The sequence below is a fragment of the Glutamicibacter sp. NPDC087673 genome (genome assembly GCF_044743255.1).
Taxonomy (GTDB): Bacteria; Actinomycetota; Actinomycetes; order Actinomycetales; family Micrococcaceae; genus Glutamicibacter.
The window spans coordinates 188923-204417 of record NZ_JBIUWB010000006.1 but is presented as its reverse complement, the minus strand read 5'-3'; the positions used below and the strand labels follow the sequence as shown (position 1 = coordinate 204417).

Annotated in this window: 13 protein-coding genes; 7 read left to right on the top strand and 6 right to left on the bottom strand. The window is 63.8% G+C overall.

The window, feature by feature from the left end:
- Positions 1-34: 34 nt before the first annotated feature.
- Complete coding sequence (gene hpaE, locus ACIOTL_RS15230) at positions 35-1528, top strand: 5-carboxymethyl-2-hydroxymuconate semialdehyde dehydrogenase (protein WP_105658032.1); 1494 nt, start codon at positions 35-37, stop codon at positions 1526-1528.
- A 63-nt stretch (positions 1529-1591) separates the two neighbouring features.
- A complete protein-coding gene (gene hpaD / locus ACIOTL_RS15225; protein ID WP_400343508.1) occupies positions 1592-2689 on the top strand; it encodes a 3,4-dihydroxyphenylacetate 2,3-dioxygenase in 1098 nt (365 codons plus the stop codon).
- Positions 2690-2815: 126 nt separating this feature from the next.
- On the opposite strand, the gene ACIOTL_RS15220 is transcribed toward hpaD, so the two are convergent.
- Positions 2816-3181 carry a VOC family protein gene (locus ACIOTL_RS15220; RefSeq protein ID WP_105658031.1) on the bottom strand — a complete coding sequence of 122 codons (366 nt, stop codon included), beginning with the start codon at positions 3179-3181 and terminating at the stop codon, positions 2816-2818.
- A 64-nt stretch (positions 3182-3245) separates the two neighbouring features.
- On the opposite strand from ACIOTL_RS15220, the gene ACIOTL_RS15215 reads away from it, so the two are divergent.
- The gene (locus ACIOTL_RS15215) at positions 3246-4271 is read left to right on the top strand and encodes a helix-turn-helix transcriptional regulator (RefSeq protein ID WP_400343343.1); all 1026 of its coding nucleotides are present in this window, start codon (positions 3246-3248) and stop codon (positions 4269-4271) included.
- 79 nt (positions 4272-4350) lie between these two features.
- Here the strand turns inward: ACIOTL_RS15215 and ACIOTL_RS15210 are convergent, their stop codons facing one another.
- Positions 4351-5664 (bottom strand): MFS transporter, encoded by a 1314-nt coding sequence (locus ACIOTL_RS15210; protein ID WP_105658029.1) that lies wholly within the window; start codon positions 5662-5664, stop codon positions 4351-4353.
- A 9-nt stretch (positions 5665-5673) separates the two neighbouring features.
- Positions 5674-7089: a M20 family metallopeptidase gene (locus tag ACIOTL_RS15205; protein ID WP_388025811.1), complete on the bottom strand. Its 1416-nt coding sequence runs from the start codon at positions 7087-7089 to the stop codon at positions 5674-5676.
- A 126-nt stretch (positions 7090-7215) separates the two neighbouring features.
- Here ACIOTL_RS15205 and ACIOTL_RS15200 point away from each other — a divergent pair, with 126 nt between their 5' ends.
- Positions 7216-8112, top strand: coding sequence for a LysR family transcriptional regulator (locus ACIOTL_RS15200; RefSeq protein WP_400343341.1), 897 nt, complete (start codon positions 7216-7218; stop codon positions 8110-8112).
- Positions 8113-8541: 429 nt separating this feature from the next.
- Here the strand turns inward: ACIOTL_RS15200 and ACIOTL_RS15195 are convergent, their stop codons facing one another.
- From ACIOTL_RS15195 to ACIOTL_RS15185, 3 genes are all read right to left on the bottom strand, one after another.
- Positions 8542-9537, bottom strand: a complete 996-nt coding sequence (locus tag ACIOTL_RS15195) for a permease prefix domain 1-containing protein (RefSeq protein WP_400343339.1) — start codon at positions 9535-9537, stop codon at positions 8542-8544.
- Between the two features lies 1 nt (position 9538).
- Entirely contained in the window at positions 9539-9868 is a 330-nt protein-coding gene (locus ACIOTL_RS15190) for a PadR family transcriptional regulator (protein WP_105658025.1), read from the bottom strand.
- Positions 9869-10401: 533 nt separating this feature from the next.
- Positions 10402-11112 carry a FadR/GntR family transcriptional regulator gene (locus ACIOTL_RS15185; RefSeq protein ID WP_400343338.1) on the bottom strand — a complete coding sequence of 237 codons (711 nt, stop codon included), beginning with the start codon at positions 11110-11112 and terminating at the stop codon, positions 10402-10404.
- Positions 11113-11265: 153 nt separating this feature from the next.
- Here ACIOTL_RS15185 and ACIOTL_RS15180 point away from each other — a divergent pair, with 153 nt between their 5' ends.
- The 3 genes from ACIOTL_RS15180 to ACIOTL_RS15170 are packed head-to-tail and all read left to right on the top strand — an operon-like array spanning position 11266 to position 15406.
- The gene (locus ACIOTL_RS15180) at positions 11266-12627 is read left to right on the top strand and encodes an SLC13 family permease (protein WP_400343337.1); all 1362 of its coding nucleotides are present in this window, start codon (positions 11266-11268) and stop codon (positions 12625-12627) included.
- Positions 12628-12671: 44 nt separating this feature from the next.
- On the top strand, positions 12672-13901 hold the full coding sequence (locus ACIOTL_RS15175; RefSeq protein WP_400343335.1) for a CaiB/BaiF CoA transferase family protein: 1230 nt from the start codon (positions 12672-12674) through the stop codon (positions 13899-13901).
- On the top strand, positions 13898-15406 hold the full coding sequence (locus ACIOTL_RS15170) for a carboxyl transferase domain-containing protein (RefSeq protein WP_400343333.1): 1509 nt from the start codon (positions 13898-13900) through the stop codon (positions 15404-15406). Before ACIOTL_RS15175 ends, ACIOTL_RS15170 begins: the two co-directional genes overlap by 4 nt.
- Positions 15407-15495: the final 89 nt, after the last annotated feature.

Sequence of the window (15495 nt, the reverse complement as noted above, 5' to 3'; positions counted from 1 at the left end):
GTGAAAACACCGGCACAGCACGAAAGGAACTGCCATGAGCAAGCACTTCGTACCGGAAAACCTTCCGACCCACCTGCAGCACTACATCAACGGCGAATTCGTTGACTCCATCGGCGGAGCCACCTTCGACGTGCAGGAACCGGTAAGCAACACCAACTACGCCACCGTGGCTTCGGCACAGCCCGAAGACGTGGACCTGGCAGTTGCCGCCGCCAACAAGGCCTTCAAGGAAGGCCCTTGGGCCAAGATGCTGCCACGCGAGCGTTCCCGCGTGCTGCACAAGATCGCTGACATCGTCGAATCCCGCGACGAAGAGCTCTCGCTGCTCGAGTCCTACGACTCCGGCCTGCCGATCACCCAGGCCAAGGGCCAGGCCCGCCGCGCCGCGGAGAACTTCCGCTTCTTCGCCGACCTGATCGTCGCACAGGTGGATAACTCCTTCCGCGTCCCGGGACGCCAGATGAACTACGTGAACCGCAAGCCCATTGGCGTCGCCGCGCTGATCACCCCGTGGAACGTTCCATTCATGCAGGAATCCTGGAAGCTGGCTCCGGCCATCGCCACCGGCAACTCGGTGGTCCTCAAGCCTGCCAGCTACACCCCGCTCTCCGCTGGCCTGTGGCCAGAAATCTTCCGCGAAGCCGGCCTGCCAGAGGGCGTCTTCAACCTGATCTTCGGTTCCGGCGGCGTGGCCGGCGACTACCTGGTCAAGCACCCGGATGTGCCACTGGTGTCCTTCACCGGCGACTCCTCCACCGGCGCCACCATCTCCACCGCGGCCGCGCCATTCTTCAAGGGCCTGTCCCTGGAACTCGGTGGAAAGTCCCCTGCAGTGGTCTTCGCCGACGCTGATCTGGAAGCTGCCCTGGACGCCACCGTGTTCGGCGTGTTCTCGCTGAACGGCGAGCGTTGCACCGCCGGTTCCCGCGTGTTGGTCCAGCGCGATATCTACGATGATTTCGTAGCCAAGTTCGCAGAACGCGCCAAGAACATCCGCGTTGGCCTGCCGAGTGACCCGAAGACCGAAGTCGGTGCACTGGTGCACCCTAACCACTTCGAGAAGGTCATGGGCTACATCGAGATCGGCAAGACCGAAGGCCGCTTGCTGGCCGGCGGCGGCCGCGCCGAAGGCTTCGAAGAGGGCAACTACGTTGCTCCGACCGTCTTCGCCGATGTTGCCCCGGATGCGCAGATCTTCCAGGACGAGATCTTCGGCCCGGTTGTTGCCATCACCCCGTTCGACACCGACGAGGAAGCACTGGAATTGGCCAACAACACCAAGTACGGCCTGGCAGCCTACGTGTGGACCAGCAACTTGAAGCGCGCGCACAACTTCGCGCACCAGATCGATTCGGGCATGGTGTGGCTGAACTCCAACAACGTCCGCGACCTGCGCACCCCATTCGGCGGCGTGAAGGCTTCGGGCCTGGGCCGCGAAGGCGGCTACCGCTCGGTGGACTTCTACACCACCCAGCAGTCCATCCAGATCACCCTGAACGAAGCGCACTCCCCTAAGTTCGGCGTCTAGGAAGCACGCGCTTCCCGCCCCTAGTTTTTCTTGCTTGCAAAGGAGCAAATCATGAGCAAAGAGATCGCAAACCCGATCCCAACCCCTTCGGTTCCAGCACCGGATATCCTGCGCTGCGCCTACGCTGAACTGGTCGTCACCGACCTGGAGCGCTCGCGCAAGTTCTATGTGGACGTACTGGGCCTGCACGTGTCCTACGAAGACGAGAACCAGATCTACCTGCGTTCCTTCGAGGAATTCATCCACCACAACCTGGTGCTGACCAAGGGTCCGGTGGCAGCACTGAAGGCCATGGCTTTCCGTGTGCGCAGCGCCGAAGAGGTCGACAAGGCCGAGGCCTACTACAAGGAACTGGGCTGCCGCACCGAGCGCCGCAAGGAAGGCTTCGTCAAGGGCATCGGCGATGCACTGCGCGTCGAGGATCCACTGGGCTTCCCGTACGAGTTCTTCTTCGAGACCACCCACGTTGAGCGCCTGCACATGCGCTACGACCTGTACTCGGCCGGCGAACTTGTCCGCCTGGACCACTTCAACCAGGTCACCCCGGACGTGCCACGCGGCCGCAAGTACCTCGAGGACCTGGGCTTCCGCGTCACCGAGGACATCCAGGACGACGAAGGCACCACCTACGCAGCCTGGATGCACCGCAAGGGCACCGTGCACGACACCGCTTTGACCGGCGGCAACGGCCCGCGCCTGCACCACGTGGCCTTCTCCACCCACGAGAAGCACAACATCATCCAGATCTGCGACAAGATGGGCGCACTGCGCATCTCGGACCGCATCGAGCGCGGCCCCGGCCGCCACGGCGTCTCCAACGCGTTCTACCTGTACATCCTGGATCCAGATGACCACCGCATCGAGATCTACACCCAGGATTACTACACCGGCGATCCGGACAACCCGACCATCACCTGGAACGTGCACGACAACCAGCGCCGCGACTGGTGGGGCAACCCGGTTGTTCCATCGTGGTACACCGAAGCTTCCAAGGTCCTGGACCTGGATGGCAACGTGCAGGAAGTCATCGAGCGCACCGATGACTCCGAGCTGGAAGTCACCATTGGCGCCGACGGCTTCTCCTTCACCCGTGCCGGTGACGAAGACGGCTCGTACCATGGCCAGGCTTCCAAGGGCTTCAAGCTGGGCAACCAGCTCTAAGCCAGGCAAGCTCTTCTAGACCCAGAGCTTGGCAGCTTCCCTGAGCTGCAACACAAGAATCCCGGGACATCAGCGAATTTCTTCGCCGATGCCCCGGGATTCTGCTTTTATTGGCCACGCTAATTCCTAGTCCATCGGCGAGACCCTGATCAGGTTGCCATCTGGATCCGCGGCAACAAAGGTCCTGCCAAAGACTTCGTCGTAAGGTTCTTGCACGATGCGCACTCCCTTGGCGGACCATTGGCGGCAAGTTTCGTCAACGTCACCGCCGGAGCCGGGGACCATCAAACCCACCTCGCTGGTGCGCGGGGTTTCCGGGACCGCATCTTCATTCTTGCCGGACCACACAGCGAAGCTCACCTGCTCGCTGAGGGCGAATGCCACATAGCGCGGCGAGACGAAGACGGGATCCATATCGAACAAATCGCCATAGAATTCGGCAGCTTTCCGGGCATCCTTGACATAAACGAGGAACAGGTTCGGGCGGGGCATCGGGGACTCCTGGGATCAATGAATTAGTGGACATTAGCAGTCCACCAGAAAATCACGACAGAACATGTCTTCTTTTCTGGGATACTTGGAGGTCATGAAAGCTTCCAGGCTGTTGCACCTGCTCTTGCTGTTGCAGACTCGTCAGCGCATCAGCTCCTCGGAACTGTCCCAGACGCTGGAGGTCTCGCGACGGACCATCCTGCGCGATGTCGAAGCGCTGTCCATGGCTGGCGTCCCTGTCTACGCCGAGCGCGGGCGCCACGGAGGAATCGCCTTGCTGCCGGGCTCCCGATTGAATCTGGCCCATCTGGAGCCGCCGGAGCTGGAAGCCTTGTCCGTGGCGGGGCTCGATGAACGGCATTTGGAACTTCTGGGCTTGCGGGACGCACATGCTACGGCGGCGCGCAAGGTCGCGCTGAAGCAGGACGCAGCTCCAGCGGCCCATCCCCGGGCTACGTTGGCCGATATTGTCATGGTGGATAGTTCTGCCTGGCTGTCGGGCCGGAGCCTGCTGGTCGATATCGCGGATCTGGCAACCGCGTTGCGGCTTCGGCGCCAGCTGCGCATCAAGTATCGGCGCAGTACCGAGGCGCACCCAGCGTTCCTGCTCGTGGATCCCTATGGACTCGTGGCCAAGTCCGGTCGCTGGTATCTCGTCGCCGAACAGCAAGGTGAGCAGCGGCTGTTCTCGTTGGAGCGGCTCTACTCATTCGAAATCCTGCGGGCGCCGGCAAACTTGCAGGTCGACGCCACCCTGCGCACGGTGTGGCTCTCGCTCAAGGAACGCACAGAGGCACCCGGGGACGTGATGATCACGGCCCGCCTGCGTGCAACTCGACTGGATTTGGCCCGGCGAATCTTGGGCGAGCGTCTCCGGGACGTGGACGCAGCCGAAGGAGGGTGGTACCCGATCACTATCGTGTTCCGGCAAATCCAAGACGTGCGCCAACTGCTCCAATTTGCCGACCATATCCACGTAACTGGTCCCCCAGCGGCACGTGACATGATTCGCGCGCTGGCCACCGATCTGGTTTCGCGCCATCAGGATCCATCCGCCGCACCGGTGCCCCGAGAGCCGGATCGTTCGTGATCGTCGCGAGCGCGCAAAGGCCGGCAACCGCTGCGGTTGCCGGCCTTGTGCTTCCTGCGCTGCTTCACCAGTGGCGGGGTCAGCGCACCGCCCGGAAACGGAAGGCGGAGCCCAGCGCCGCGATGCTCACGATGGCCAGCACCGCCAGGTAGTAGCCCGGGGCAATCGGCTGGCCAGTGGCCTCGATCAGGAAGGCGCAAATCATCGGGGTGAATCCGCCGAAAATCGCCACAGAGGTGTTGTAGCTGAAGGACAGGCCCGTGGCCCGCGAGGAATCGCTGAAGACATCAGCCATCACCGACGGCAGCGCACCGAAGTACAAAGCCTTGAGCAATCCCAGGATGACCATTACGACCGCGAGGACCAGGAAGGTCTTGCCCGCAATCAACCAGAGGAACAGCGGGATGGTCAGCAGCATGATCGCCAGGGCGGCGGGAATCATGATGCGCAATCGTCCGAAGCGGTCCGAAAGGTGGCCCACCACTGGCGTGGCGAAGGTCAAGATCGCCCCGGAGATAATCAGCGAGGAAAAGGAAACGGTAGGGCTCATGCCCAATTGGCTGATGCCGAAAGTCGGCATGTACTGCAGCACGAAGTTCAGCGCTGTCGAAATAGCCAGCGCTCCGCCGGCGATGAACACCGAGGCCTTGTTCGAGCGGAACAGCTCGCGCACCGGGGCATGCACCGCGTTCTTGGCGCTGTGCCGATCCCCCGGGGCCGCTTCGGGCAGCGGCGCTTCATCGACGTGGCGACGGATCCACCAGCCGGCAGGGCCCACCAGCAGACCGATGAAGAACGGTATGCGCCAGGCCCAGTCGTTCATCTGCTCCGTCGTGAAGATACTGGTCAAAGCGACCACCGTGATGGCAGCCATCATCGCGCCCAGGCCTTGGCTTGCGAACTGGAAGCTGCCCAGGAATCCCTTGCGCCCCTTGTCCTGCGCCAAGAGGTACGAGGTGGCGGCACCGAACTCGCCACCGGCGGAGAAGCCCTGGATGAGCCGCCCCAGGATGAGCCCCAGCGGAGCGAAGATGCCGATGGTGTCGTAGCCGGGCAGCAGTGCAATGATCGCCGTACCCACTACCATCAGCCTGATAGTGAGGATCAACCCCTTTTTCAAGCCCTTGCGATCCGCATAGGATCCGAGTACAAGTCCACCTAGAGGGCGGATCAGGTAGGAGATACCGAAGACCGCAAAAGCCTGGATGACCTCTACTGCCGGATTTTCCGAGGGGAAGAAGTTGTGGCCGATATAGATTGCCAACAGCGCATAGATGGCCATGTCGTACCACTCCAGCGCATTGCCAATGGTGGCTGCGGCGATACCGCGAGCGGTGGACTGGCGTCGGGCCGGCGCTGTCTGGTCTTTAACTGGTAATTGCTGATTTTCCATGCTGGAGTCCTAGATCTTCTCGCTGCTAGCCGCTACCGTGCGCGGCAAGGTCGTGTTCGTTGCCAGGTCATGGAAGAGCCCGCACATCATTTTCAGTCCTTGGCGCAGCACCGGCTCCAGGGCGTGCTCGTTGGGCCCGTGCTGCTGGCACCCCGGATAGGAATGCGGGACCCACAAGGTCGGCAGGCCAAGCGTCGATTCGAAGACCGCATTGGGCAGCGAACCGCCGATATTGGGCAAGACCACCGCGGGCACGCCGGTGCTCCGCTGGATGGACTCGCTGGCCCAGCGCACCCAAGGGTTGTCGGGGTTGGTCCTGCTGGCCGGGAAGCACTGTCCCATGGCCAGCTGCACCATCGGGTAGCCGGCCTCGTCCAGTGCCCGCCGGATCGCCGCTTCCAGCCCCGCCAGATCCGTTCCAACGACGAAGCGCAGTTGCAGGACCGCCCGGGCCTCACCCGGGATGGCATTGACCGGCCGGGCGACGTCGGCCGATTGCAGGGCGATCACCTCCAGGGTATTCCAGGCGTAGAGCCGTTCTGCCGCGCTCAGCCTGGTGTCGCCCCAGCCGTCGGCCAATTGCGGGTCCTGCGCTCCTCCGCCCACCTGCACCGATTGGAGCGCTTGGCGCACCGAGTCGGGCAGTTCGTCGGGAAGCAGCCCTGGTACTTGGATACGCCCATGCCCATCGACCAGTGCACCGATCGCGCCAGCCAGCGTGGTTGCGGGGTTGCGCAGCAGGCCGCCCCAATTCCCTGAATGATAGCCGCCCGCGCGCAGCGGAATGCTGAGTTCGAAGGTCGCCCCACCCCGTGCGCCAAGGAATATCGTGGGTTCCTGGGCTGACAATCTGGGGCCGTCCGAGGCGATGAAGAGATCTGCGGCGAGTTCTTCGCGGTGCGCCGCGGCGTATTCATCCAGCTGCGGGGACCCGATTTCCTCGCCGGCTTCGAACAGGAAGACCGCGTTGAATCCCAATTCCCCGCGCTGGGCCAGCAGCATCTCGAAGGCCTTGAGGTTCACCAGGTGCTGGCCCTTGTTATCCGCCGCGCCGCGTCCGTACCAGCGCTCGCCTTGGGCATCCAGCACGAAAGGATCGCGCCCCTGCTCCCATTGCCCCGCTTGGCCGTCAACCACATCGGCATGCCCGTAGCACAGCACCGTAGTGTAATCCCGATGTTCTGTGCGAACCGCGCGCAGGAAAGAATTGCCCGATCCCCGCCAGTCCAGATCAAGCCGCACAGTAAAGCCCATGCCTTCGAGCCTCGATCGTAAGTTCTTATCCAGATATGAGTTCGTTGCAACCCTCTGGCTGGGGTCGGTGCTGACCGTCGGGCAGGCAACCAGCTCGGACAAGTCCTCGAACAGCTCCCCCGAGTCGACATACTTGTCCGCAGCTACTAGCAAATATTCTCTATTCGGCATGATTTCTCCCCGCTCGGCGTGTTGTACTGTAGATCACATTAGGAGATGGGCGCGACGGGAACCAGTGCCGTTTCGTGCATCAGGTTTGAGTTAAATGCAAAATGCTAATCGAACGGGAACAAGAGAATGCAAACATTGCCAACGGCGCTGCGCTACTTCCATGAGGTGGCTAGCACGGGATCTATTTCCGATGCCGCCGAATCGCAACATGTTTCCGCGTCGGCGATCAGCCGGCAGATCAGCCAGCTCGAACGCCACGTCGGCGCGGCAATTTTCCGCCGCCATGCCCGCGGCATGGAACTGACCGATGCCGGGGTGCTGCTGCTGGCCCATACCCGCCGCATGCTCTCCGAAGGCGAGCAACTGGCTCAGGATCTGAGCGAGCTCTCCTCGGGGGCTTCACGAGTCATCGAGGTGGCCAGCTCGGAAGGACTTGCTGCCTCGGTGACTCCTCGCGCCGTCTCCGCGTTCTGCAAGGAACATCCCGAGGTGACGGTTCACCTGGGCGTCTTGCCCTCGGCCGAGGCCACCAGGCAGGTTATCGAAGGCACTGCGGATCTCGCGACGATCTTTGCCCTGGGCCCGCAGCGCCATGTAACCGTCGAGCATTCCTGCCCAGCTCCGGCTTATGCCGTGGTTTGCGCCGACCACCCCCTGGCTGAGCGGACGCAGCTGTCGCTGGCCGAGCTCTGCGAGTACCCGATGTCCATGCCGGCCAAGGGCATCACCCAGCGCGAGCTTTTTGACATCGCCACCTCCATGGCCGGACTCACGCCGAAGATCGCGCTAACTACCGATCACATCAATCCGGCCATGGAGTTCGCGCGTTCCGGCGCGGGGGTGACCTTGCTCAGCCGCTTCGCTCGTCGCGATGGGCTGAGCCAAGGGCTGAGGTTCATCCCGATTGACCATCCGGCTCTGGCCGAACGCAGCGCACAGATCCTCACCATGCCGCGACGACGGCAACCAGCCTTGGTCAGTGCGCTGATCCAGCAGATCACGGCCCTGATGCAGGAATACTGATCCGGGAAGAAGACGGCCTCGCCGCAGGGGCCGGCATGGGATTCTACTGGCCGAACAGCGGCCCTTGCTAATGGGTGGCGGTGCGGCACGGAGGCAGTCGCATGTACCGTGATGGCCCCTCCGAGGGATCGCTGATTGCCGGAGGCTTCGCTCGTCGGGTGCACCCGGGATTCGAACGGCGAGTATTTGCGCAGGCGGAGCCGAGCGAGCACCGGAAGCGTTCGGAGCAGTCGTGGTTGACGGCGCTCTTCCTGATCGTGATGACGTGCTTTCCTAGGTGCCTTTCGAGCAACTGTCGGCCCAATTGATGGAGGGGCTTCCGTGCCGGAACACAAGCCGGGGGAAGTGACCCGCGAGCTCGTATCATTGCCGGCAGGCAGCTCAGCGCTGGACACGGTGGCACGGACTCCCACCTGCCATTCAGCGCGTTCACCCCCGGGCTGTGCCCCGTTCCCGCACAGCCTTGCGCCAGCCGTCAACGATATCCCAGCCAATGCCGGCCGCGATTCCGCACCCGAGCAGCACGGCGAGAATGCGGAAGATACCGCCATTGCCAGCGGCCTGTGCGTTTCCGGCGGCGAACCCGTCGCCTCCGGCAATCGCAACGAACGAGAGGAATTCCGGGTTGACGAGCTCGCCGTGCAACAGCAGGATCAGCGCCCAGGCCGCGAAGGCCAAGGCGAGCACGGTGTTCAGCACCGCCATGGCAGTTGTCCAACGACGCAGGCGGAACAGCGCGACGGCGAAGACGGCCTCGAGGATGATCAGTGCGAACAGGACGCCGATCCACCACGGCCACAGCCCCGGGTTGAGGATCGGGATCGGTTCACCGCCTGTGGGGAAGAATCCTCGGACCAGGTCCCACACCACCGCGCCGGCGGCGATGCCCAGGAATACCAGTGACGCGATCAACTCGCTGCGGCCCGCGCCATCCTCGGGAATTTCCGGCAGCAGGTCGACATCCCACTTCACGCCAGTGTCCGCGCCAGTGCGCTCGAGCACGACGAACACGAGCGTGGTCCAGAAGCCCACGTGCACGATGACCTGCAGCCCGACGGAAAGCGACTGGACGATGCTTTCGCCCACGTCCTGTCCAGAGACCAGCAAACCCAGCGCCATTGCCCCTGCCACGCAGAGCGGCACGATCCACAGCAGCAGTTTCAGCAGGCGCCACCAAGCCAGGTAGTACTTCGGCCCGAGCAGGTGCAGCGGCCGGTCTGCGTAGCCGGCGGCGAGGATGCCGGGGTCGCCGAGTTCGGCCAGGACTCGGCGTTCCGCCTGCTGCGCGGCTTCGCCTTGGGCTACGCGCGCCTCGATGGCGTCGGCAATGGAGGCTTCGAGTTCGGCGCGGATGTCGTTCCGCATCCCGGGCTCGAGGCTGCGGATCGTGGCCGAGATGTAGCGTTCGGTCAATGTGGCAGTCATGTCAGTGCTCCTCTTCGGTGAGCGAGGCGATCGCCGTTGCCAGTGATCGCCATTCCGTGGTCAACGTGTCGGCAAGGCGGATACCGTCAGGCGAGGTTCGGTAGAACTTGCGTGGCCTGGCCTCCTCGGTGTTCCACTCGCTGGTGAGGTAACCCTGCTTCTCCAGGCGCCGCAGCAGCGGATACAAGGTGTTGGCATCGGTGGAGAAACCGTGGTCGTCGAGCTGCTCCAGCAGGCTGTAGCCATACCCGGCACTGCGCAGCAGCTGCAGGCAGGCGAGCACAACGGTGCCGCGTCGCAGCTCTTGCAGTTGGGTATCGAACTCTTCCATGCCGCTCACATTACCGTGCGCCACACACTATCGTCAATCACACATTACCGTCACAAGGTGAGAACAGGTGTTCAATGCTATTCGTTGCAGAACTGGGCGCCGCAGCCGGAAGTGAGCTGGGCGCTGAGGCGGGACAAGCAAACCAGCAAGTAACGCATCGCGTAGCGGCAGGACTGGCGACTGGACTGGAGTGCCAAGATCCGTTGAATTCCAGCGCAGCGTGCTCCACGCTGCGCGCTCAAGGCCTTATGCGGCGACGAGATCAACAGCCTCGGCTTCCCCGAGCCCGGCAGCATGGTCCATAGTCGGCAGTGGCCTAGCTTTTCCCGCGCACCGCCCATCGCCTTTTGCTAACTGTGAACTTTCCGCAACGGGCCAACCTCCGGCCACGGCGGTCTTCCGCGCACTGCGCGCGGGAGAATAGCAAAAGCCAGCGGCCGGCAGCACCTCGAGCCGCCCGGACATTGAAGAAAACGGCTCCGGCGGAAAAGGGCCAGCCTCGCCCGGCAGCAATTGGCTGAACGGCTTTGCGGCTACCTGCCGTCCCTGAGCAGGGCCACGTCGGAGACCATTTCTATATGCTCGCCCATCGCGGCGGCGGCACCCGTGGAATCGCCGCGGCGAATCGCATCGGCGATTTTCAGGTGCGACTCCAGCGAACGCTCCGGGCGTCCTGGCTGCCCCAACGATTCGATGCGGGTTTCGAGCACCATCTCGGCGATAAACGTCATGAGTTTTTGCAAAACCGCTGATTTTGCTGCAGCGGTAATTGCCTCGTGGAAAAGCTCATCACCGCGCTCGCCGCGGCCACCCTCGCCAATTTCCGCGGCCATCACCTCCAGCGCGTGATCGATTTTGCGCAGGTCCGCCTCGGTGCGGCGTGCGGCAGCCAGCGCGGCCAGCTTGACCTCCAAGGTACTGCGCGCCTCGACGATATCCGGCAACCGGTTCTTGTGCTCGCGCAGTTCGCGCAGCACCGTGGCAACGCTCGGACGGTGCACGAGCACCGCGCCGGTTCCATGCTGCACGTCGATGACCCCGAGTACTTCCAGCGCCACCAGGGCCTGGGCCAGGGTCGCTCGCGAGACGCCGAGCTGCTCTGCCAGCTCGCGCTCGGCCGGCAGATGGTCGCCGGGCCCCAACTGCTCTGCTTCGACGAAAGCCAGGATCTGCTGCATCAACTGCTCATAGAGCCGAGGACGCTGCACCTTCGCGAACGCCCTGGCCTTCTTGGCTTCAGCCACAACCACTCCCCACCTGAAAATGTGTTCTTCCTCAAACTTACACCGAAAATTACCTTGACAAGACACCGAGAGTCTAGGAGGCTAGGCCAGTGAGCCAGTGACACCCGTCACAGCAAAACCACTCAGTGCAAAGCCTCCCGAAAAGGATTACCCATGTCTGTCGCACTCGTCTCCATCATCGTCTTGGCGGTGATGTTCATAATTGCCACGATGTTCCCGATCAACATGGGAGCCCTGGCCTTCGTTGGCGCCTTCCTGCTCGGCACGATATTCCTCGGCATGGATGCCAAGGACATTCTCGCCAGCTTCCCCGGAGGACTGTTCTTGACCCTGGTCGGGGTCACCTACCTCTTCGCCATAGCCCAGAACAATGGCACCATCGACATCCTGGTTGACCGGGCGGTGAAACTTGTCGACAACCGGATCTCGCTGATCCCCTGGGTCATGTTCGCCATCACCGCAGCCATTACCGCCATTGGCGCCCTGGGCCCGGCAGCGGTGGCGATCATCGCCCCGATCGGCCTGCGCTTCGCGCAGAAATACGAGATCAACCCGCTCATGATGGGCATGCTGATCGTGCACGGCGCGCAAGCCGGCGGCTTCTCCCCGATCGCCGTCTACGGCGTGATCGTCAATGGGCTGATCCAGGAAGCCGGGTTCGCCTTCAGCCCCACCGCCCTGTTCCTCACCAGCTTCGCCTTCAACCTGGTGATCGCCATCGTGCTGTTCCTGGTCCTGGGCGGGCGCAAACTGGCTGGCCAGCGGGCCAGCGCCATCGCCGAACGCGTTGCCGAGGCCCGCCTGTCGGTCTCCGTGGGCTCGCAGGCAGCCGATGTCGATTTCAAGGGAAGCGGCTCGGGAACCTACGGTCCCCGCGATCCTGCCGGCGACGGCGCCGCGCCGCATGCCCCGGGCCAGCGCTTCGGCCAGGCGATGACCATCCTCGGCCTGGCCGCCCTGGCAGTGATCGCGTTGGGTTTCAAGGTCGACGTCGGCTTCGTTTCGATCACCATCGCGGTCGTCCTGGCCTTGGTCAACCCCGCTGCCCAGAAAGGGGCGGTCAACAAGATCAGCTGGTCCACGGTCCTGCTCATCTGCGGCATGCTCACTTTCGTCGGAGTCCTGGAGGAAGCCGGCACCATCGAATACGCTTCGAACGCCGTGGCGACCCTGGGAGCACCGCTGCTTGCGGGCTTGCTCATCTGCTACATCGGCGCCGTTGTCTCGGCTTTCGCATCATCCACTGCCATCCTGGCCGCGCTCATCCCGCTGGCGATCCCGTTCCTGGGCTCGGGCTCGATCAGCGCTACCGGATTGATCTGCGCGCTGGCCATCGCCTCGACCATCGTGGATGTCTCGCCCTTCTCCACCAACGGCGCCCTGGTCCTTGCCAACGCCCCGGAAGGCACCGACAAGGACCGCTTCTACAAGCAGGTCCTGGGCTACGGCGGCATCATCGTCCTGGCCGGCCCCGTCCTGGCCTGGGCGCTGCTGGTCTTGCCCGGCTGGCTGTAGGCACCAGCGGAACCGCCAATCTTTCCACTCCTAGGAGGTATCTCTTGAGCTCGATTACAGTCCAACCCGAAGAAACCCTGGCCACCGGCACCGGCCCCCTGAGCGGCTACGTGGTCCTTGACCTGACCCGTGCACTGGCCGGGCCTCATGCCGGAATGATGATGGGCGACCTGGGTGCCAAGGTCATCAAGATCGAAGCGATGGGCACCGGGGACGACACCCGCGGCTGGGGCCCACCCTTCGTCGGGCCGGAAGACAACCGGCAGGCCACCTACTTCCTGTCATGCAATCGCAACAAGCAGTCTGTTGCGCTGAACCTGAAGGATTCCGCGCACCAAGCCAAGCTGGCCGAGCTGGTCAGGAACTCGGATGTGCTCATGGAGAACTTCCGCACCGGTGTGCTGGACCGGCTCGGCTTCAGCGTCGAGGTGCTCCATGAATTGAATCCGCGGCTGGTGATCCTGTCCATTACCGGCTTCGGGCACGACGGCCCCGAATCCCACCGCAGCGGCTACGACCAGATCCTGCAGGGCGAGGCCGGGCTGATGTCCATTACCGGCCCCGGCCCGGAGGATCCGCAGAAGGTCGGGGTGCCCATCGCGGATCTGCTCTCGGGGATGTATGGAGCGTACGGGGCGCTGGCAGCGCTGCTGGAACGCGAAAGGACCGGTCGCGGCCAAGTGGTCCGCACCTCCCTGCTGGCCTCGATCATCGGGGTCCATGCCTTCCAGGGCACCCGGCAGACCGTGGCCGGGGAGAATCCCCAAGCCATCGGCAACCACCATCCCTCCATTGCACCCTACGGCCTGTATTCCTGTGCCGATGGGAAAGTGCAGATCAGCATCGGCAGCGAAAAGCTCTGGCAGGCCTTCGCCTCCCGGTTCGGCTTGCCCGCCGAGGATCCCCGCTTTGCCAGCAACTCCCAGCGCGTGGAGAACCGCGCGGCGCTCAATGAGCTGATCGAACGGGCTTTTAGCGCATACGATGCGGCGCAGCTGCTCAACTCCCTTGACGCAGCCGGCATTCCAGCGGGAAAGGTGCGCTCCATCGAGGAGGTCTATGACTGGGACCAGGTCCACTCCCAAGGACTCATCGTGGAGGTGGAGCACGAAGTGCTGGGCAGGGTCAGCCTGCCCGGCCCTCCCCTGCGTTTCTTCGATGCCGCCACCAGCAAGGAGACCACCCGCAAGGCGCATACCGCTCCGCCCCTGCTCAATGCTGATGCAGCGGACGTGGACCGCTGGCTCGAAGAGCAGAAGGAAGACCAGTCATGAGCACCAGAACCCAACGGATTGACGCGTCGGCGCTACTGTCCATCGTCTTGGATGAAGACTCCTTCGAGTCCTGGGACAGCCAGCCGCAGCAGCCCGAGCTCAGCGAATCCTATGCGGCCGACCTCGATGCCGCCCGCGCAAAAAGCGGCACCGATGAGTCGGTGCTCACGGGCAAGGGACTGATCCAGGGCCGCGAAGTTGCGGTGATCGTCTCGGAATTCAACTTCCTGGCCGGTTCCATCGGGCAGGCCGCCGTGAAGCGCATCGTCGCGGCCATCGAGCGCGCAACGGCGGCCGGACTGCCGCTGCTGGCAGGGCCCGCTTCCGGGGGCACCCGCATGCAGGAAGGCACCTTGGCCTTCCTGGGGATGGTCGCCATCACCGATGCGGTCCGCCGGCACAAGGCGGCAGGAGTTCCCTATCTGGTCTACCTGCGCCATCCGACCACCGGCGGTGTCATGGCCTCCTGGGGCTCTTTGGGGCACATCACCGTTGCCGAACCAGGGGCGCTACTGGGTTTCCTGGGTCCACGGGTCTACCAGGCGCTCTACGGACAGGACTTCCCGGAGGGCGTCCAGGTCTCGGAGAACCTGTTCCGCAAGGGCTTGATCGACGCGGTTGTCCCGCCGCAGGACCTTCCGCAGCTCGTGGACCGGGCACTGCAGATCCTGCAGCCCGTACAAGATTCCGGCGCTTTCCCGGCACCGGTGGGCAGCATCTCGTGCAGTGCGGACGAGGACGCCTGGCGCTCTGTGCAAGCCAGCCGGAACCCGCGCCGACCGGACACCCGGATGCTGCTGGCCTCAGCTGACGACGCGCTGCCCTTGAACGGAACCGGACAGGGAGAGAAAGACCCCGGGCTGATGCTGGCGTTGGCGCGGTTCGCAGGACAGCGCTGCGTGGTGCTCGGCCAGCAGCGGCCGCGGCACCCGGACACGGCCAGCCTCGGGCCCGCCTCGCTGCGCGAGGCCCGCCGCGGGATGCAACTGGCCCAGGAACTCGGCCTGCCGCTGGTCACCATCATCGACACCACCGGCGCCGAGCTCTCGGTGCAGGCAGAGGAAGGCGGGTTGGCCGGAGAGATTGCCCGTTCGCTCAGCGAATTGATCGGCTTGCGGTCCCCCTCGGTGTCGGTGCTCCTCGGCCAAGGTACCGGCGGCGCCGCACTGGCGCTGCTGCCGGCGGACCGGACCATCGCAGCCCGCAATTCCTGGCTCTCGCCGTTGCCGCCCGAGGGCGCCAGCGCCATCATGCACCGCAGTACCAGCCATGCCCCGGATATGGCCCGCCAGCAGAAGATCGGCGTTGCTTCGCTGTGCGACTTTGGCCTGGTGGACCACGTGGTGGACGAGTTCGACGACGCTGCCACCCGGCCGCGCGAGTTCTGCCAGGAACTCGGAACGGCTATTGCTGCGGAGATCTCCTTGGCCCTTGCCATTCCCGAGGCAGATCGGTTGGAGCGCCGGCAGAAAAAGTTCCAGAACTTGGGACGAGCCTCCAGCTAGTTCCGCACTGGGACACCGGGCCGGTCCGGCAACGGCTGCTGGACCGGCCAATGGCATGCCTGCCACCGCCACTGCCGTCTCGCCGGGCC